Below are 16,181 nucleotides of genomic sequence, written 5' to 3'. Positions count from 1 at the left end.
CACCCCAGCCGCCCTCGCGGGCGCGTTCCGGAAAGCCATGGGCATGAGCCGCCTTCGTACTGTCTTCGCCGCCGTTCTGGCGCTCGCCGTCGTCGTCCTCGGACTGACCACGGTCCCCTCCGATGCCCGCGCGCAGCAGCGTCCGCAGAAGCTCGTCTTCACCATCCTGTCGGCGGAAGGCCAGGCCTCGTCCGGTCCGATGTGGCAGCCGCTGCTGGATGATCTGGAGCGCGACCTCGGCATTCCGGTCGAGCCCATCTTCGGCTCGAACTACAGCGTCCTGGTCGAGGCCATGACCGCCGACCAGGCCCAGATCGGCTGGTTCTCGGCCCTGCCCGCCGTTCAGGCCATCGACCGCGCCGGCGCGGAGGTCGTGGCCCGCACTGTCGATGTCGAGGGCAAGGACTCCTACGTCTCGTCCCTGATCGTGAAGAAAGGCTCGGGCATCACCCTGGCCGACGTCGAACGCTGCGGTAAGCGCTACAGCTTCGGCATTGGTGACGCCCAGTCGACCTCGGGCACGCTCGCCCCGATGACCTATTTCTTCAGCCCGAGGAACATCGACCCGCGCACCTGCTTCTCGACCGTTCGCTCCGCCAGCCACCAGGCGAACTCGTTCGCCATCGCCAACGGACTGGTCGACGTGGCGACCTCGAACTCGGTCAACACCGTCTTCCTGCGCCGCGAGAACCCGCAGATCGCCGACCAGATCGAGGTGATCTGGGAATCGCCGCCCATTCCGGAATCCGGCATCCTGATCCGGGGCGACCTGCCCGCCGACGTCAAGGCCAGGATCCGCCAGTTCTTCGTCACCTACGGTCAGGGCTACGGCCCCGACGTCGCGCGCCAGCGCGAGGTGATGACCAAGCTGAACTACTCCCAGTTCCGCGCCGCTGATAACAGCTACCTCGACCCGATCCGCGAGATGAAGGCCGACCAGGCGCGCCGGGAAGGCCGTCCGTCGGAAGTCGCCCCGCCGTCTAAGAAGGACCAGATCGGTCGCTGGGCGCCCTTCGCCCTGATCGGGGTGCTGGTGCTGCTGGCCATCGTCCTGAACGTCCTGCCCAAGCCGGCTCCGGCGCCGAGCGATCCGAACGTCGTCCCGACCCCGCCGAAGAAGTCGATGGCCGCCTGGTCGCTCGACGTCCTGTTGTGGGGCGGCTTCGCCATCATCCTGCTGGCCGCGGTCGGCGCCGTGGACCTGCCCAAGATCGGCAACCTGTTCTCCGCGCCCGAGAAGATGCAGCGCTACGGCGCGGCCTTCCTGAACCCGGACTTCAGCCAGTGGCGTCTGCTGGTCGGCCAGATGTGGCTGACGGTGCAGATCGCCCTGTGGGGCACCTTCCTGGCGGTGTTCATCGCCATCCCGCTCAGCCTGATGGCCTCGCGCAACCTGTCGCCCGCCTGGCTGGTCTGGCCGGTGCGTCGCGTGATGGACCTGCTGCGCTCGGTGCCCGATCTGGTCGTGGCCACCCTGTTCATCGTCGCCGTGGGTCTCGGCCCGCTGGCCGGTGTCCTCGCCATCGCACTGAACACCGCGGGCGTGCTGGCCAAGCTGTTCTCGGAAGCGGTCGAGTCGATCGACAAGGGTCCGATCGAGGGCGTGAAGGCCACCGGCGCCGGGGGGCTGCACGAGATCGCCTGGGGCGTCATCCCGCAGGTGGCCCCGCTGTGGACCTCCTTCGCCCTGTACCGCTTCGAATCGAACAGCCGCGCGGCCACCGTGCTGGGCCTGATCGGCGCGGGCGGCATCGGCCAGACCCTGTTCGAAAGCCTGCAAGCCTTCGAATATTCCAAGGTCTCGACCATCGCGATCATCATCGTCGTGGCCGTCACCCTGATCGACATGCTGTCCCAGGCGATGCGCAAGCGGCTCCTCTGAGCCGTTCGCCATCGACGCACGAAAAAGCCCGCCCCGTGGATCACGGGGCGGGCTTCCTGTTTCAGGATTGCGGTGGTGAAGAGTGAAAAGTGAGCGAGAAGTGAGCGGAAGGATGGCGCAGAAACGCACTTTGGCGGCTCACCCCTTCGCTCACTAGCACCCCTTGCTTACCTTTCCGGATCAGCCCGCGCGCTTCAGATCCGGAGGCGTCGCCTCGTCGGTCAGGATGTGGATGGCTTCCTCGACGGTGACCACCTCCTGCGCCTGCGAGCCGAGGCGGCGGATGGCGACCTTGCCTTCCTCGGCCTCCTTCTTGCCGACGACGGCGATGACCGGGACCTTGGCGACCGAGTGCTCACGCACCTTGTAGCCGACCTTCTCGTTGCGCAGGTCGATCTCGGTGCGCAGACCGGCGGCCTTGAACTTGGCCACCACCTCATGGGCGTAGTCGTCGGCGTCCGAGACGATGGTCGCCACTACGGCCTGCGTCGGCGCCAGCCACAGCGGGAAGGCCCCGGCGTAGTTCTCGATCATGATGCCGATGAAGCGCTCGAACGAGCCCAGGATCGCGCGGTGCAGCATCACCGGGCGGTGCTTCTGGCCATCCTCGGCGATGTAGGTCGCATCCAGACGTTCCGGCAGCACATAGTCCAGCTGGATCGTGCCGCAGGTCCATTCGCGGCCGATGGCGTCCTTGACGATGAAGTCCAGCTTGGGCGCGTAGAAGGCGCCGTCGCCTTCGGTCACGACCGGCTCGGTTCCGGCGGCGCGGGCGGCGTCGGCCATCAGGGCCTCGGCCTTGTCCCAGAACTCGTCCGTGCCGGCGCGGTTCTCGGGGCGGGTGCCCAGGCTGATATAGGCGGTCTCCATGCCGAGGTCGGCGTGGACGCTGCGGGCCAGTTTGATGAACTCGGCCGTCTCCTCGACGATCTGATCCTCGCGGCAGAAGATGTGGGCGTCGTCCTGGGTGAAGCCGCGCACCCGCATCAGGCCGTGCAGCGAGCCCGACGGCTCATAGCGGTGGCAGGCGCCGAACTCGGCCATGCGCAACGGCAGTTCGCGGTACGAGCGCTGGCCCTGGTCGAAGATCTGCACGTGGCCCGGGCAGTTCATCGGCTTCAGGCTCAGTTCCTCGCCCTCGACCGTCTCGCAGACGAACATGTTGGGGCGGTACTTGTCCCAGTGGCCGCTCTGTTCCCAGAATTTCCGGTCCAGCACCTGCGGGGTCTTCACCTCGACATAGCCGGCGGCGTCCAGGCGGCGGCGCATATAGGCTTCCAGCACGCGCCACAGGACCCAGCCCTTGGGATGCCAGAAGACCATGCCCCGGCCCTCTTCCTGCATGTGGAAGAGCTCCATGGCCTTGCCGACCTTGCGGTGGTCGCGCTTCTCGGCCTCTTCCAGACGCAGCATGTAGGCGTCCAGGTCGGCCTGGGTGGCCCAGGCCGTCGCATAGATGCGCTGCAGCTGCTCGCGCTTGGAATCACCGCGCCAGTAGGCCCCGGCCACCTTGGTCAGCTTGAAGGCCTTGCCGACGAACTTGGTCGAGGGGAAGTGCGGGCCCCGGCACAGGTCGGCCCAGGTCCCCGTGCGATAGACGGTGATCGTCTCGCTGGCGGGCAGGTCGCGGATCAGTTCGGCCTTGAACTTCTCGCCCTTGGCCTCGAACATCGCCACGGCGTCGTCGCGGTCCCAGACCTCGCGGACCAGCTTCTCGTCGCGGTCGACGATCTCGGCCATCCGCTTCTCGATCGCGGTGAAGTCGTCCGTCGAGAAGGGCTCCTCGCGGAAGAAGTCATAATAGAACCCGTCCTCGATGGCCGGGCCGATGGTCACCTGGGTGCCGGGGAACAGCTCCTGCACGGCCTGCGCCAGAATGTGCGCGGCGTCGTGGCGGATGGTCTCCAGCGCGTCGGGGTCGTCGCGCATGATCAGCTTGAAGTCGCCGCCGCTCTCCAGCGGACGGTCGACATCCCACTGCTGGCCGTTGATCTCGACCAGCGCCGCGCGCTTGGCCAGCGAGGGGGAGATGGAGGCGGCGACGTCACGGCCCGTGGCGCCGTCGTCATACTGTCGGCTGGCGCCGTCGGGGAATTTGAGTTCGATCATCGGTCTGTCTTTTCGGGCGGCGGCGGCACCGGATCATACTTCCAGTCCATGCCGCTGAAGGGATGGCATTTACAGAGGCGTCGGACGGTGAGCCATCCCCCCTTGATCGGTCCGTGCTGGATCAGCGCGTCCCGGCCATAGTCGGAGCAGGTCGGGCGGAACCGGCACTGCTGCCCGATCAGGGGCGACAGCGTCACCTTGTACCCACGATGGGCCAGGCGGACGCCGCGTTCATAAAGGGTATCGCCGGAGGCCATGTCGCCGCGCTTATCGACCGTGGCTACGGTCAGGACAAGCCGTCATCAGGCCGCGCCGGCGAGCCTAGTTCGTGTGTCGGGGGTCTTGCGGGCCAAAGTCCGGATCTGGGCTTGCTGCACGGCCTCCAGCGTCGCCTCAATGGCGACCATGGTCGAGGCGTGGCGCGCGGGATAGTCGGCGACCTGTTTCAGGGCGCGCAGACCCTCGAACCGGCCCCCAGGACCTTCGCCGCCGGACTTCAGCATGGCCAGCATGGCGTCGCGCGCGGCGACCAGCTCCGGCTCGCTCGCGCCGATCACGCTCTGCCCCAGCACGCCCGCGGCGGCCTGACCAAGGGCGCAAGCCTTCACGTCCTGGGCGAAGCTTTCGATCCACCCCTCGGCGTCCAGCGTCACATCGACGACGGCCTTGGACCCGCACAGCTTGGCCACCCGCTCGCCGGTGCCTTGCGGCGCGACCAGACGCCCGCTGTGCGGCAGGTTCGCCGCCAGCGACAGGATGCGCGCGCTGTAGAGCTCGTCGATCATGCGGTGAAAGATAAGGCCTGGGAGCAGGGGAGGGAAGGTCTCAAGCCTTCTCGTTCAGGTCCCTCTCCCCAAGGGCGAGGGGTTAGAGCGTCAGCCGCATCCCGTCCGCCCCGATCTCCAGCGTCACCTCGCCATAGTCCGCCAGTTTCGGATGGACGGTCTGAAGCGGATGTGTCCACGCCGCCGTCACCACGACCACGTCCGCGCCCGAGGCTTCACCGGCCTTGATCCCCGCCTCGGCGTCCTCGAACACCAGACAGTCGGCGATGTCGACGCCCAGCCGTTCGGCCGCCAGCCGATAGCCCGCCGGGTCCGGCTTGCCGCGCTCGACCTGTTCGGCGGTGATCATCAGGGCGGGCGGCGTCACGCCCGCCGCCTTCAGCCGCGCCTCGGCCAGCGGCACGGTGGCCGAGGTGACCACGGCCCAGCGGTCCGGCGGGAGGCGCTTCACAAAGTCGATGGCCCCGGCGATGGGGAGGACGCCGTCCACATCCTCGATCTCGCCTCGCTCGACCCAGGCCACCTCGGCCTCAAGGTCGATGTCCGGCAGGTTCTGCTTGCGGATGGTGTCGGCGGCGCGGACGCCGTGGATGGTCGGGATGAAGGTCGCGACGTCCAGCCCGTGCCGTTCGGCCCAGCGGGACCAGACGCGCTCGGCGGCGGCGGTGGAGGTGATCAGGGTTCCGTCCATGTCGAACAGGAACGCCTGCCAGAGGCGGGGCGAAGCCGGGGGAGGGGAGGCCATGCTCCTGTTCACCACAGGGGCCGTCCGGGAACAACCGCTCTACCCTCCCTGCAGCGAACCCCAGGTCCGGCCCGGCGCGGCGGCGACCGCCTGTGGCGAGCCACCGGCGAGGCGCGCGTTCAGCCAGGCCAGATTGCTGTCCGCCTGTTCCGGCGGCAGGTCGCGGCGCAGGATCTGTTCCGCCTCGCCCATCCTGCCGGTCAGGCCCAGCACCATGGCCAGGTTCAGCCGCACCTTCAGCGAGGCGCCCGGCTGGGCGGCGGCGCGACGCAGCAGGGGTTCGGCGGCGGCGTTGTCGCCCTTGGCCATGGCCGAGACGGCCATATTGGTCAGGACGTCGGGGTTCTCGGGCGAGATGGCCAGCGCCTGCGCCCAGGCGGCGCGGGCGTCGTCGGCGCGGCGCACCTGCTCATAGGCCGTGCCCAGCAGGGACCACGGGCGCCAGTCGCCGGGGCGGGCGTCGCGCGCCTTCTCCAGCGCCTGAATGCCGTAGAAGGCCTGCCCGCGCGCGATGTGGCCGCGGCCGACCTCCAGCATGGCGTCATAGTTGTCCGGCTGGACCATCAGCACCCGCTGGGCCATGTCCGCCGACTGGTCATAGCGGCCCAGTTCGCGCAGGGCTTGCGACGCCTTCACGCCCGCGATGGGGTCGTTCGGCGAAATCTCGGCCTCCTGCGTCCAGAACACCGATCGGGTCAGGGCGTCGGCGCGGTCGGCGGCGGCGCGGGCCTCGGCGGTGGCCGGCGCGGGCATCGGGCGCGGCGCGGCGGGCGCTTGGGCGGGCTGGGCGGCGGGCTGCTGCTGCGCCAGCGCGGGCGTGGCGAGGGCGGCGAACAGGACGACGGTTGCGAGACGGGCGGTCGTGCGCGACATGGGAAGGCGCTCCGGAAAGATCGCCTCAAGAATCGGTCTTCCGCGTCAACTGCTGGTTAACAAAGGCCGTCGCCATGTCCGTTCTTCACCCCGACCTCCTGATCGCCGACGTCACGGGCGCGCTGCCGGTGCGCGTCGTGGGCAGGGATCAGGCCTTGTCGGGCGCCGAAGCGGCCTGGGCCGTCGCCAATGACTTCACCGGCAAGGCGGGCCAGTTCCTACTGCTCCCCGGCGCGGACGGCGCACCTGTCGGCGCCCTGTTCGGCGCGGGCGACCGGTTCGAGCCGCTCAGCGCCCGCGCCCTGTCCGCGAAACTGCCCGCCGGTCTGTGGCGTCTCGACGGCGTCGAGGGCGAGGCCGCCTCGCAGGCGGCGCTGGCCTTCGCGCTGGGGGCCTATCGGTTTGATCGCTACAAGAGCTGGCCCGCAAGCGGGGCCCGCCTCGCCGTCCCCGGCGTGGACGTGCAGCCGCTACTCGACATCGCCGCCGCCTGCGCCCTGACCCGCGAGATGGTCGATACCCCCGCCGCCGACATGGGGCCGTTGCAGATCGAGACCATCGCGCGCGAGATCGCCGAAAGCGCCGGAGCGGCGATCACCGTCATCACCGGGGACGCCCTGCTGGAGGAGAACTATCCGTCCGTCCACGCCGTCGGTCGCGCCGCCGTCCCGCACCGGGCGCCGCGTGTGATCGAGATCGGCTGGAACCTCGATCAGACCGACCTGCCGCTGGTGGCGCTGGTCGGCAAGGGGGTGGTGTTCGACACCGGCGGCCTGGACCTCAAGCCCGCCGCGGGCATGCGCAACATGAAGAAGGATATGGGCGGCTCGGCCCATGTGCTGGGGCTGGCCCGGTTGATCACCCAGGCCGGGCTGCCGGTCCGGCTGGTGGTGCTGGTCGCGGCGGTCGAGAACGCCGTCTCCGGCGACGCCTTCCGCCCGGGCGACGTGCTCCACACCCGCAAGGGCCTGACCATCGAGGTCGGCAATACGGACGCCGAGGGCCGCCTGATCCTGGCCGACGTCCTGACCCGCGCGGCGGAGCACCAGCCCGACCTGACCCTGGACTTCGCCACCCTGACCGGCGCCGCCCGCATGGCCCTGGGGCCGGAGCTGCCGCCGCTCTACACCGATGACGAGGCGCTGGCCGCCGACATGCTCAGCGCCGCCGCCGCCGTCGGCGACCCCCTGTGGCGGATGCCGCTCTGGCCCGGCTACAAGCCCGCGCTCGAGGCCGAGATCGCGGACCTGCGCAACGATCCCGCCGCCTGGGCCCAGGCCGGTTCGGTCACCGCCGCCCTCTTCCTGCAGAAATTCGCGCCCGAGACCGGCGCCTGGGCGCACATGGACATCTTCGCCTGGAACCCCCGCGCCCGCCCCGGCTGGCCCGAAGGTGGCGAGGCGCAGGGCCTGCGGGCGTCGTTCGAGATGCTGAAGCGCCGCTTCGCGGCGTAGGGATGAGGGATTAGGGATTAGGTAGTTCGAGGGTCGCTCAGGCGGGTCGTCCGTGCTCCGTCAGACCTAATCCCCAATCCCTGGTCCCTAATCCCTCTCTCCGAGGCCGCGTTAACCGCCCCTCCACCACCGCGCGTTACAAGGCTGGCTCAACCGGATGAGCCTCGTTTGACCGCAGCCGCCGACATCCTCGACCCCCGCACGACGCTGGCCCGGCCCGATCTGGCCGAGCAGGCGCTGGAGGGTGTGGTTTCCGCCACGACCTATCGCGCGACCCGGGCGATGCGCTGCACCGCGCCCGTGGCCGATGTGAATGGCGAGACCGGCGCGCGCATCGACCAGCTGATCTTCGGTGAGATTTTCGACGTTCTGGACGCCGACGGCGACCGCCTGTGGGGTCGCGCGCGGCGGGACGGCGTGGTCGGCTGGGTCGCCCGCGTGGACCTGACCGAGGGTGTGGTCCTGCCCGCCGCTCGCGTCGCCGCCGTTGACGCCGCCCTACCGCTGAACGCCCTGGTTATCGAGGGCGAGGATCCCAGCTTCCAGCCCGTCGGCGCCTTCGAGCGCGATCCGGTCGCCGTGGCCGAGCGCCTGCTGGGAGTCCCCCACGTCCCCGGCGCCCGCAGCTCGCGCGGCACGGACTGCGCCGGTCTGGTGCAACAGGCCCTCTACGCCTGCGGCCGCGCCGCGCCCCGCTATCCCGACCAGCAGGCCGAACTGGGCCGCGAGGTCACCCAGGCCGACGCCCGCCGTGGCGATCTGGTCATCTGGCTGCACGACGACATGGGGCCGTGGAACGGCCACTCGGCCATTCTGCTCGACGCCGACCGCGTCCTGCACGCCACCGGCCATCACGGCGCGGTGGTCATCGAGCCGCTCGCCGAAGCCGAGGCCCGCTATGCGGCGGACGGCTTCAGGGCGGCGGTGTTCAGAAGGCTGTAGCTCAAGCCTTCTCCCTCCCCGTCCCGGGGAGGGAGAAGGCGAAGCCGACGGGTGGGGGCGGCTCAGCGAGGCCGTCGCGCTCCCGTCACCCCGGCCCTCCCCACCCGGCTTCGCTGCGCTCAGCCACCCTCCCCGGGACGGGGAGGGAGAGGTTCAGCCCCAAACGAAAAAGGCCCCGCCGTTTCCAGCGGGGCCTTTCCGTATCTGTCGCGGACCTTAGTGGGCCGGAGCGGCGGGGGTCGCTTGCGTGGTCGCCGGGGCGGCCGGAGCGGCGGCGGGAGCCGCGCCCTCGGTGGCGGCGGCGCCTTCAGCCGGAGCCGCTTCACCCTCGGCCGGAGCCGCGCCTTCCGCCGGAACGGCGGCGCCCGGCTGACGGGCGGGATCCGGCGCCGGGATGGCGAAGCCGCCCGACCCTTGCGTGCGCAGCCAGGCGATCAGGTTGATGCGGGTCTGCTGGTCGCGGATGCCGGCGAACGACATCTTGGTGCCCGGCACATAGCGGGCCGGAGCGGTGATGAACTGGTCGAGCTGGTCATAGCCCCAGTTCGGCGCCTCGGCCTTGTGGGCGCTCATGGCGTCCGAATAGGCGAAGCCCGCGCGGTGCATGACCGGGCCGCCGACGACGGCCCACAGATTCGGGCCGATCTTGTCGGCGCCGCCCTGGTGCGCGTCGTGGCAGGCCTGGCAGCGCGCGAAGGCGGCTTCACCGGCGGCCAGGTCGGCGGCGGGCAGGACGGTGCCCCAATCCGGCGGCAGGACCACTTCGGCCGCGCCACCGGCGGCTTCTTCCGGCGCGTCCACGAAGTAGCCCATCTTTTCAGGGGCTTCGGTGTGATAGATCGCGCCCGTCACCTGTTGCACGCCGACGATGACGAAGGCGGTCGCCAGGGCGGCGCCGAGAATCTTGTTGCCGTTCAGACTGCCGCTCATCGCGTCGTCGCATCCCGTACGTTAGGGCCCGGCCGAATGAACGGCGGGCGAATTCTTGCGTGGGCGTCTCTTACACGGTAGCGCGGCCTTCGCAACCGGGCCGGAGCGACCTTTCAAACGGTCCGGCGTCGCAGGCAGCGAGGCAGACCGATGAATCCGTTGATAATGATTCCCGCTCGCATGGCGGCGACCCGTTTGCCGGACAAGCCGCTGGCTGACATCGGCGGCAAGCCCATGATTGTGCGGGCCTATGAGCAGGCCGCCCTGTCGGGCCTGCCGGTGGCCGTGGCGGCGGGGGATCAGGAGATCGTGGACGCCATCGAGGCCATCGGCGGCGTCGCCGTCCTGACCGACCCGGACCTGCCCTCGGGCTCGGACCGCATCCGCGCCGCGCTGGAGGCCATCGATCCCGACGGCGTCCATGACGCGGTGATCAATCTGCAGGGCGACATGCCCTTCGCCGATCCGGGCCTCGCCACCGCCTGCGCCGCCCTGCTGCATGGCCAGCCCCAGTGCGACATCGCCACCCTGGTCGCGCGCGAGGCCGACGTCTCGGACCGGTCCAACCCGGACGTGGTCAAGGCCGTCGTCGCCCTGACTGAGGGCGAGCGCCACGGCCAGGCCCTCTATTTCACCCGCTCGACCCTGTACGGCGACGCGCCGATCTGGCGCCACATCGGCCTGTACGGCTACCGCCGCGAGGCCCTGCTGAAATTCTGCGCCGCCCCGCCGTCGCCGCTGGAGAAGCGCGAAAAGCTGGAACAGCTCCGCGCCTTGGAGATGGGCCTGCAGATCTGGGCCGCCGTCATCGACGAGGCCCCGCTCTCGGTCGACAATCCGGGGGATCTGGAGGCGGCGCGGGCTCTCGCGTGAAAGTGGCGGTGAGCAGGTCGTGCTAGTGAGCAAGTAGTGAGCGGGTTGCTTGCTCACGCCTTCGCTCACTCTGCTCACTTTTCACCGGGGCGCTTACAGATCGAACCCATCCACCCACGCCTGCAACAGCGTGCGCGCGATAGCGATCCTCGGCGGCGCCTTGATGCTCGGATGTGTCCCGGCCAGCACTTCGGCGGCCTCCGCCCGCGTCAGCCACGCCACCGCCTCCAGCTCCGTCTGATCCGGCCGCGCGTCGTCGCTGTCCACCTCCGCGAACAGGCCGATCATCAGTTGCGACGGGAAGGGCCAGGGCTGGCTGGAGTGATAGCGGACCCGCGTCACCGTCAGCCCGGCCTCTTCCTCGATCTCGCGGGCGCAGCCTTCCTCAATGCTCTCGCCCGGCTCCAGGAAGCCCGCCAGCGCCGACATCCGCCCCTCGGGCCAGGCCGCCTGACGGCCCAGCAGGCAGCGGTCTTCCACCCCGCCCTTATGGATGGCCAGCATGATGGTGACCGGGTCCACGCGCGGGAAATGCTCGGTCTTGCAGGCCGGACAGATGCGTTTCCAGCCGCCCGACGCCGTGTCGCTGGCGTGGCCGCAGGCGGCGCAGAAGCCGTGCCGGGCGCGCCAGTCGAACAGGCTCTTGGCCAGCCCGGCCATGGCCGCGTCCGCGCCCGACAGCACCCCCGCCGCCTCGCGCATATCCATGAAGGCGCCCATGCCCTGCAGCGGACCGGTCGCCGGATCGATGGGGCTCTCGACCTCCACCGCGAAGACGGGCGCGTCCTTCCACAGGCCCAGAAACACCTCGCGGTCCGGCACGACGTCGCGGGCGTGACCCAGCGACAGCCATTGCAGGCGCGGCCCGTCCGCATGGTCCTCGACCAGCGGCTTGCCCTGCCACATGGCCAGCGCCAGCGCTTCGGGATTGGCTTCCTGCTCGGCCAGCCATGCGGGATCGTTCCGTCGGTCCCCCGCCCGATCAAGCGGATTGCCGGCGAAGGTGTTCTGGGCGGTCAGGGGCATGAGCCGTCTTCTAGCAAGGCTGTGCTTGCATCGGCGAGCCCAAACCGCCATATCCCAACTCGGAGATCGCGGGCGAAGGCTTCGCCAATCTGGTCAGGGCCGGAAGGCAGCAGCCACAACGAATTCCCCTTCGGGTCGCGGTCTCCACCCTTTCCCACATTTTAAGTGCACTAACGCTCGCGACGCGGTCGCTCGCTGCTTGAGCGCGGTCGCATTCCTCCCCCTCGGGGGAGGGGGACCGCGCGTAGCGCGGTGGAGGGGCGTCAGACCGCCCACAACTCCCTTCCACAAACCCTTCGCCCCGGGCCGCCGTCACGCTAAGACAGGCGTATGAGCGATATCGACCCCAATCTCGACGGCCCCCCGTGGGACGAGGACGCCCCCGAGGCGGTCGAAGAACGCGACCCCAATACCGACGACATGTTCGGCGCGCCCGCCCCAGCGCCGGAACCCGAGCCTGCGCCCGCGCCGGTCCCCTCCGCCGCGCCCAAACCGACGCCCGCCGCTGAACCGGTCGAGAGCGACGGCGAGGCCTACACCGTTCTGGCCCGCAAATACCGCCCGCGCACCTTCGAGGACCTGATCGGTCAGGAGGCGATGGTGCGCACCCTGACCAACGCCTTCGCCACGGGCCGCATCGCCCACGCCTTCATGCTGACCGGCGTGCGGGGGGTCGGCAAGACGACCACGGCCCGTCTGCTGGCCCGCGCCCTGAACAACGAGACCGACGTCATCGACCGCCCGTCGCTGGAGCTCTCGGCCAACGGCGTGCACGACGCCGCCATTATGGCCGGCCAGCACATGGACGTCATGGAGATGGACGCCGCCTCGCACACCGGCGTCAACGACATCCGCGACATCCTCGAGAGCGTCCGCTACGCCCCGGTCGAGGCGCGCTACAAGGTCTACGTCCTCGACGAGGTCCACATGCTGTCGACGCAGGCGTTCAACGCCCTGCTGAAGACGCTGGAAGAGCCGCCGCCCCACGCCAAATTCATCTTCGCCACCACCGAGATCCGCAAGGTCCCGGTGACCATCCTCAGCCGCTGCCAGCGCTTCGACCTGCGCCGGGTCGAGCCGGAAATCCTCATCGAGCACCTCGGCCGGGTCGCCGACCGCGAGGGCATGAAGATCGAGCAGGAGGCCCTGGCCCTGATCTCCCGCGCGGCCGAAGGCTCGGTCCGCGACGGCCTGTCGCTGCTGGATCAGGCCCTGGTCCAGGCCGAGCGCGGCGAGACGGTGAAGACCGAGACCGTGCGCGACATGCTGGGTCTGGCCGACCGCACCCAGACCATCGCCCTGTTCGAGGCGATCATGGCGGGCCGCACGCCCGAGGCGCTGGAGCTGTTCCGCACCCTCTACGGCTACGGCGCCGACCCGGTGCAGATCACCAACGACCTGCTGGAGCATTGCCACGCCGCCTCGGTGGCCAAGATGCTGGGGCCGAACGCCACCCGCCTGCCCAATGATCAGGCCCAGAAGTTGACGGCGCTGGGCGCGGTCATCTCGGCGGGCACGCTCGGTCGGGTCTGGCAGATGCTGCTCAAGGCGCTGGACGAGGTCCGGCGCGCGCCCAATCCCGCCGACGCGGTCGAGATGGCCATCGTCCGTCTGGCCTACGCCGCCGATCTGCCCGGGCCGGAAGAGGCGCTCAAGGCCCTGCGCGAAGGCGACCCCGTTGGTGGCGGCTCCGCCCCGCGCGGCGGCGGCGGTGGGGGCGGCGGCGCCTCGGCCCAACTCGCCCCCCGCGTCATGGCCGCCCCGGCCCTGCCCGATCCGCAGACCTTCGAACAGGTCGTCGCCCTGATCGGCGAGAAGCGCGAAGTCGGGCTGCAGATGGACGTGCAACGCTTCGTCCGCCCGGTCGCCTTCAAGCCCGGAGCTATCACCTATGAGAGCGTGCAGGGCGCGCCCATCGACCTCGCCCGCCGCCTGTCCGGCCGCCTCAAGGAATGGACGGGCCGCACCTGGCTGATCGCCGCCAATGGTCAGGGCGGCGGCGAGACCATCATCGAGATCGACCGCCGCAAGCGGGCCGAAGAGCGCGCCGAGGTCGAGGCCGATCCCTTCGTGAAGGCCATCATGGAAGCCTTCCCGGGCGCGAAGATCGGCGAAATCCGCAAGACGGCCGCGCCGGTGGAGATGCCGGTGATCCCCGATGAGGCGGACGACGCCGACGACTGAGTTCGGCGCCTTGTCATCCCGGACGGCGCGCAGCGGCAATCCGGGACGCTGGCCCGCATAAACGCGAAACTCCCGGAAGCTGCGTCAGCAGCTATCCGGGAGGCGGGTTGAAGATCGCGCGATAGCCGGCCGTCTCCCGGATAACCGCTTCGCGATTTCCGGGAGGGGAAGCACTGGTGGACCGCCGTCCCGGCTCTCCGCTTCGCTTCGGCCGGGATGACAAGGGACCTCGACTTGATCCCTAGAGGATCTGCGAGGCTTCCTCGAACGCCAGCCTCGGCGAGCGGGGGAACAGGTTGTCGTCGCTGCCGTAGCCGATGTTCATGATGAAGTTCGGCTCGACGTTGGAGTCCGGGAAGAACTCGGACTTCACCCCGGCGGCGTCGAAGCCCGACATCGGGCCGACGTCCAGACCCAGAGCCCGCGCGGCGATGGTCAGGTAGCCGCCCTGCAGCGAGCTGTTGCGGAAGGCGGCCTCGCGGCGACCGGTCTCGTCGGCGAACCAGTCCTTCGCGCCCGGAGCGTGGGGGAACAGGGTCGGCAGGTGTTCGTGGAAGTCGATGTCCTGGGCGATGATCACGGTGACCGGCGCCTGGGCGGTCTTGGCCTGGTTGCCTTCGCTCATCAGCGGCACGAGGCGAGCCTTGGCCTCCGGCGAGGTCACGAAGACGAAGCGGGCGGGGGTGGCGTTCACCGCCGTCGGCCCGAATTTGGTCAGGTCGTACAGCTTGCGGATCAGGGCCTCGGGCACGGGGCGGTCGGTCCAGCCGTTGCGCGTGCGCGCTTCGGTGAACAATTGGGCGAGGGCGGCGTCGGACAGCGGGGCGTCGCGGGTGGTTTGAGCGTCAAAAGCCATTGGGGTGATCCCTCCGAAATAGATAACTGCAACAGCAGTGGATGCTAAATGGGAGGGCGCGGATGCGGCGCCAAGGGGTCTGCAACAAAATCTGTTGCGGATCGGCGTTTGATGATTTCGCGACCCCCTGTCGCGGCGCGCGCGAACCGCTTATCTAGGGCGCATGAAAGATTTGAACGCCCTCATGCAGCAGGCTCAGCAGATGCAGCAAAGGCTGCAGGATGCTCAGGCCAAGATGGCTGAAACCGCGGCCTCCGGCACGTCCGGCGGCGGCCTTGTGACCATCGCCCTGAAAGGCCCCGGCGACATCACCGCTGTCACCATCGACGACAGCCTGATGGTTCCCGGCGAGGCCGAGATCCTGGCCGATCTGATCGTCGCCGCCCACGCCGACGCCAAGCGGCGGCTGGACGAGGTCAACGCCGCCCTCATGCGCGAGGCGGCCGGACCGATGGCGGGCATGAATATCCCCGGAATGCCAAAGCTCTTCTGATGCGCCTGGGGGAGGGGGCCACCTGCGCATGCTGCGGCTACCGCACCCTCCCTGAGGGCGGAGCGGGCGGCTATGAAGTCTGTCCCGTCTGCTGGTGGGAGGACGATCCCGTGCAGATGGCGTCACCCCTCCTGCGCGGCGGCGCCAACGCCGTCAGCCTGGCCGAGGCCCAGCTCTATTTCATCAGCTCGGGCTTCAGCGATCCCCGCTTCACCGCCCGTGTCCGCGCGCCGACCGAGGCCGAGGCGCCGGATCCGGCCTGGCGTCCGTGGGAATCCCGGCGCGATCTCGCCGGGGCCCTGCCGCCGGGCGCCGCCTCTGACTATCTTCACGCCGCCGGCGCCGAGCCCGGCGCGCCCTACTGGCTGAAATCCTGATGGCCGCTTCCGCGGGACCTGAAATCGAACGCCTGATCAGCCTGCTGGCCAAGCTGCCCGGTATGGGCCCGCGCTCGGCCCGCCGCGCCGCCCTGGCCCTGCTGAAGAAGCGCGAGCAACTGCTCGTCCCACTGGCCGCCTCGCTGGCGGAAACGGCCGAGAAGGTCTCCTCCTGCAGCGTCTGCGGCGCGCCGGACACCCGCAATCCCTGCTCGATCTGTTCGGACGGCGCGCGCGACAACGCCCTGATCTGCGTGGTCGAGGAGGCCGGCGCCCTGTGGGCCATGGAGCGCTCCGGCGCCTTCCGCGGCAAATACCATGTGCTGGGCGGCCTGCTGTCGGCGCTGGACGGCGTCGGCCCCGAGGCCCTGCGCATCGCCGAACTGGTTGGGCGTGTCCGGGGCGGCGAGGCCAGGGAGGTCGTCCTGGCCCTGCCCGCCACCGTCGATGGCCAGACCACAGCCCACTACATCGCCGAGCGCCTGACCGGCGACGGCGTCGCTATCACCAGCCTCGCCCGGGGCGTCCCCGTCGGTGGCGAGCTCGACTGGCTGGACGACGGCACCATCGTCCAGGCCCTCAGGGCGCGCCGTCCGGCCTGATCCGGTCCAGACGAAATTCGTCCTGTCGGAAAACGAGTCTTTCTTTGCCC

At 69.7% G+C, this 16,181-nt stretch carries 16 protein-coding genes, 1 other RNA gene and 1 pseudogene; 10 read left to right on the top strand and 8 right to left on the bottom strand.

The window, feature by feature from the left end; translation table 11 throughout:
* Nucleotides 1–37 precede the first annotated feature (37 nt).
* Together phnD and phnE are read left to right on the top strand one after the other, a co-directional pair.
* Nucleotides 38–892, top strand: a pseudogene (gene phnD / locus ACTIEF_RS04325) (phosphate/phosphite/phosphonate ABC transporter substrate-binding protein); the annotation flags it as partial.
* 231 nt (nucleotides 893–1,123) lie between these two features.
* Complete coding sequence (gene phnE / locus ACTIEF_RS04320; protein ID WP_439470983.1) at nucleotides 1,124–1,882, top strand: phosphonate ABC transporter, permease protein PhnE; 759 nt, start codon at nucleotides 1,124–1,126, stop codon at nucleotides 1,880–1,882.
* Between the two features lie 180 nt (nucleotides 1,883–2,062).
* Here the strand turns inward: phnE and thrS are convergent, their stop codons facing one another.
* From thrS to ACTIEF_RS04295, 5 genes are all read right to left on the bottom strand, one after another.
* Complete coding sequence (gene thrS, locus ACTIEF_RS04315; RefSeq protein WP_439470971.1) at nucleotides 2,063–3,991, bottom strand: threonine--tRNA ligase; 1,929 nt, start codon at nucleotides 3,989–3,991, stop codon at nucleotides 2,063–2,065.
* Entirely contained in the window at nucleotides 3,988–4,248 is a 261-nt protein-coding gene (gene yidD, locus ACTIEF_RS04310; RefSeq protein WP_439470970.1) for a membrane protein insertion efficiency factor YidD, read from the bottom strand. Before yidD ends, thrS begins: the two co-directional genes overlap by 4 nt.
* Nucleotides 4,249–4,293: 45 nt before the next feature.
* Nucleotides 4,294–4,776: an iron-sulfur cluster assembly scaffold protein gene (locus ACTIEF_RS04305; protein ID WP_439470969.1), complete on the bottom strand. Its 483-nt coding sequence runs from the start codon at nucleotides 4,774–4,776 to the stop codon at nucleotides 4,294–4,296.
* 82 nt (nucleotides 4,777–4,858) lie between these two features.
* Entirely contained in the window at nucleotides 4,859–5,521 is a 663-nt protein-coding gene (locus ACTIEF_RS04300; protein ID WP_439470968.1) for an HAD-IA family hydrolase, read from the bottom strand.
* Between the two features lie 39 nt (nucleotides 5,522–5,560).
* Nucleotides 5,561–6,394 carry a tetratricopeptide repeat protein gene (locus tag ACTIEF_RS04295; RefSeq protein ID WP_439470967.1) on the bottom strand — a complete coding sequence of 278 codons (834 nt, stop codon included), beginning with the start codon at nucleotides 6,392–6,394 and terminating at the stop codon, nucleotides 5,561–5,563.
* Between the two features lie 74 nt (nucleotides 6,395–6,468).
* Between ACTIEF_RS04295 and ACTIEF_RS04290 the strand changes: the two genes are divergently transcribed.
* Both ACTIEF_RS04290 and ACTIEF_RS04285 read left to right on the top strand, forming a co-directional pair.
* A complete protein-coding gene (locus ACTIEF_RS04290; protein WP_439470966.1) occupies nucleotides 6,469–7,848 on the top strand; it encodes a leucyl aminopeptidase family protein in 1,380 nt (459 codons plus the stop codon).
* Between the two features lie 168 nt (nucleotides 7,849–8,016).
* Nucleotides 8,017–8,790 carry a C40 family peptidase gene (locus tag ACTIEF_RS04285; RefSeq protein WP_439470965.1) on the top strand — a complete coding sequence of 258 codons (774 nt, stop codon included), beginning with the start codon at nucleotides 8,017–8,019 and terminating at the stop codon, nucleotides 8,788–8,790.
* A 216-nt stretch (nucleotides 8,791–9,006) separates the two neighbouring features.
* Here ACTIEF_RS04285 and ACTIEF_RS04280 read toward each other — a convergent pair whose 3' ends face one another.
* A complete protein-coding gene (locus ACTIEF_RS04280; protein WP_439470964.1) occupies nucleotides 9,007–9,720 on the bottom strand; it encodes a c-type cytochrome in 714 nt (237 codons plus the stop codon).
* A gap of 150 nt (nucleotides 9,721–9,870) precedes the next feature.
* On the opposite strand from ACTIEF_RS04280, the gene ACTIEF_RS04275 reads away from it, so the two are divergent.
* Complete coding sequence (locus tag ACTIEF_RS04275) at nucleotides 9,871–10,593, top strand: 3-deoxy-manno-octulosonate cytidylyltransferase (protein WP_439470963.1); 723 nt, start codon at nucleotides 9,871–9,873, stop codon at nucleotides 10,591–10,593.
* A 93-nt stretch (nucleotides 10,594–10,686) separates the two neighbouring features.
* On the opposite strand, the gene nudC is transcribed toward ACTIEF_RS04275, so the two are convergent.
* Nucleotides 10,687–11,619 (bottom strand): NAD(+) diphosphatase, encoded by a 933-nt coding sequence (gene nudC, locus ACTIEF_RS04270; protein WP_439470962.1) that lies wholly within the window; start codon nucleotides 11,617–11,619, stop codon nucleotides 10,687–10,689.
* Nucleotides 11,620–11,677: 58 nt separating this feature from the next.
* On the opposite strand from nudC, the gene ffs reads away from it, so the two are divergent.
* Nucleotides 11,678–11,771: signal recognition particle sRNA small type (gene ffs, locus ACTIEF_RS04265), an RNA gene on the top strand.
* A gap of 178 nt (nucleotides 11,772–11,949) precedes the next feature.
* Nucleotides 11,950–13,803 carry a DNA polymerase III subunit gamma/tau gene (locus ACTIEF_RS04260; protein ID WP_439470961.1) on the top strand — a complete coding sequence of 618 codons (1,854 nt, stop codon included), beginning with the start codon at nucleotides 11,950–11,952 and terminating at the stop codon, nucleotides 13,801–13,803.
* A 241-nt stretch (nucleotides 13,804–14,044) separates the two neighbouring features.
* On the opposite strand, the gene ACTIEF_RS04255 is transcribed toward ACTIEF_RS04260, so the two are convergent.
* Nucleotides 14,045–14,659: a malonic semialdehyde reductase gene (locus ACTIEF_RS04255; RefSeq protein ID WP_439470960.1), complete on the bottom strand. Its 615-nt coding sequence runs from the start codon at nucleotides 14,657–14,659 to the stop codon at nucleotides 14,045–14,047.
* Nucleotides 14,660–14,822: 163 nt separating this feature from the next.
* On the opposite strand from ACTIEF_RS04255, the gene ACTIEF_RS04250 reads away from it, so the two are divergent.
* From ACTIEF_RS04250 to recR, 3 genes are read left to right on the top strand one after another with little or no spacing between them, the layout of a single operon-like run.
* Nucleotides 14,823–15,152: a YbaB/EbfC family nucleoid-associated protein gene (locus ACTIEF_RS04250; protein ID WP_439470959.1), complete on the top strand. Its 330-nt coding sequence runs from the start codon at nucleotides 14,823–14,825 to the stop codon at nucleotides 15,150–15,152.
* Nucleotides 15,152–15,529, top strand: a complete 378-nt coding sequence (locus ACTIEF_RS04245; protein WP_439470958.1) for a CPCC family cysteine-rich protein — start codon at nucleotides 15,152–15,154, stop codon at nucleotides 15,527–15,529. Before ACTIEF_RS04250 ends, ACTIEF_RS04245 begins: the two co-directional genes overlap by 1 nt.
* Nucleotides 15,529–16,131, top strand: coding sequence for a recombination mediator RecR (recR, locus tag ACTIEF_RS04240; RefSeq protein WP_439470957.1), 603 nt, complete (start codon nucleotides 15,529–15,531; stop codon nucleotides 16,129–16,131). The genes ACTIEF_RS04245 and recR overlap by 1 nt, the downstream gene beginning before the upstream one ends.
* The last annotated feature ends 50 nt before the right edge of the window (nucleotides 16,132–16,181 follow it).

The sequence above is a fragment of the Brevundimonas sp. genome (assembly GCF_051858995.1).
Taxonomy (GTDB): domain Bacteria; phylum Pseudomonadota; class Alphaproteobacteria; order Caulobacterales; family Caulobacteraceae; genus Brevundimonas.
This window is presented reverse-complemented; position numbering and strand designations above follow the sequence as displayed.

Bases quoted from the DNA above. Each gene is read 5' to 3' on its own strand.
- ACTIEF_RS04250 (WP_439470959.1), top strand. From the start codon at position 14,823: ATGAAAGATTTGAACGCCCTCATGCAGCAGGCTCAGCAGATGCAGCAA.
- ACTIEF_RS04275 (WP_439470963.1), top strand. From the start codon at position 9,871: ATGAATCCGTTGATAATGATTCCCGCTCGCATGGCGGCGACCCGTTTG.
- recR (WP_439470957.1), top strand. From the start codon at position 15,529: ATGGCCGCTTCCGCGGGACCTGAAATCGAACGCCTGATCAGCCTGCTG.
- yidD (WP_439470970.1), bottom strand. From the start codon at position 4,248: ATGGCCTCCGGCGATACCCTTTATGAACGCGGCGTCCGCCTGGCCCAT.
- ACTIEF_RS04260 (WP_439470961.1), top strand. From the start codon at position 11,950: ATGAGCGATATCGACCCCAATCTCGACGGCCCCCCGTGGGACGAGGAC.
- thrS (WP_439470971.1), bottom strand. From the start codon at position 3,991: ATGATCGAACTCAAATTCCCCGACGGCGCCAGCCGACAGTATGACGAC.
- ACTIEF_RS04290 (WP_439470966.1), top strand. From the start codon at position 6,469: ATGTCCGTTCTTCACCCCGACCTCCTGATCGCCGACGTCACGGGCGCG.
- nudC (WP_439470962.1), bottom strand. From the start codon at position 11,619: ATGCCCCTGACCGCCCAGAACACCTTCGCCGGCAATCCGCTTGATCGG.
- ACTIEF_RS04255 (WP_439470960.1), bottom strand. From the start codon at position 14,659: ATGGCTTTTGACGCTCAAACCACCCGCGACGCCCCGCTGTCCGACGCC.
- ACTIEF_RS04280 (WP_439470964.1), bottom strand. From the start codon at position 9,720: ATGAGCGGCAGTCTGAACGGCAACAAGATTCTCGGCGCCGCCCTGGCG.
- ACTIEF_RS04295 (WP_439470967.1), bottom strand. From the start codon at position 6,394: ATGTCGCGCACGACCGCCCGTCTCGCAACCGTCGTCCTGTTCGCCGCC.
- phnE (WP_439470983.1), top strand. From the start codon at position 1,124: ATGGCCGCCTGGTCGCTCGACGTCCTGTTGTGGGGCGGCTTCGCCATC.
- ACTIEF_RS04245 (WP_439470958.1), top strand. From the start codon at position 15,152: ATGCGCCTGGGGGAGGGGGCCACCTGCGCATGCTGCGGCTACCGCACC.
- ACTIEF_RS04300 (WP_439470968.1), bottom strand. From the start codon at position 5,521: ATGGCCTCCCCTCCCCCGGCTTCGCCCCGCCTCTGGCAGGCGTTCCTG.
- ACTIEF_RS04305 (WP_439470969.1), bottom strand. From the start codon at position 4,776: ATGATCGACGAGCTCTACAGCGCGCGCATCCTGTCGCTGGCGGCGAAC.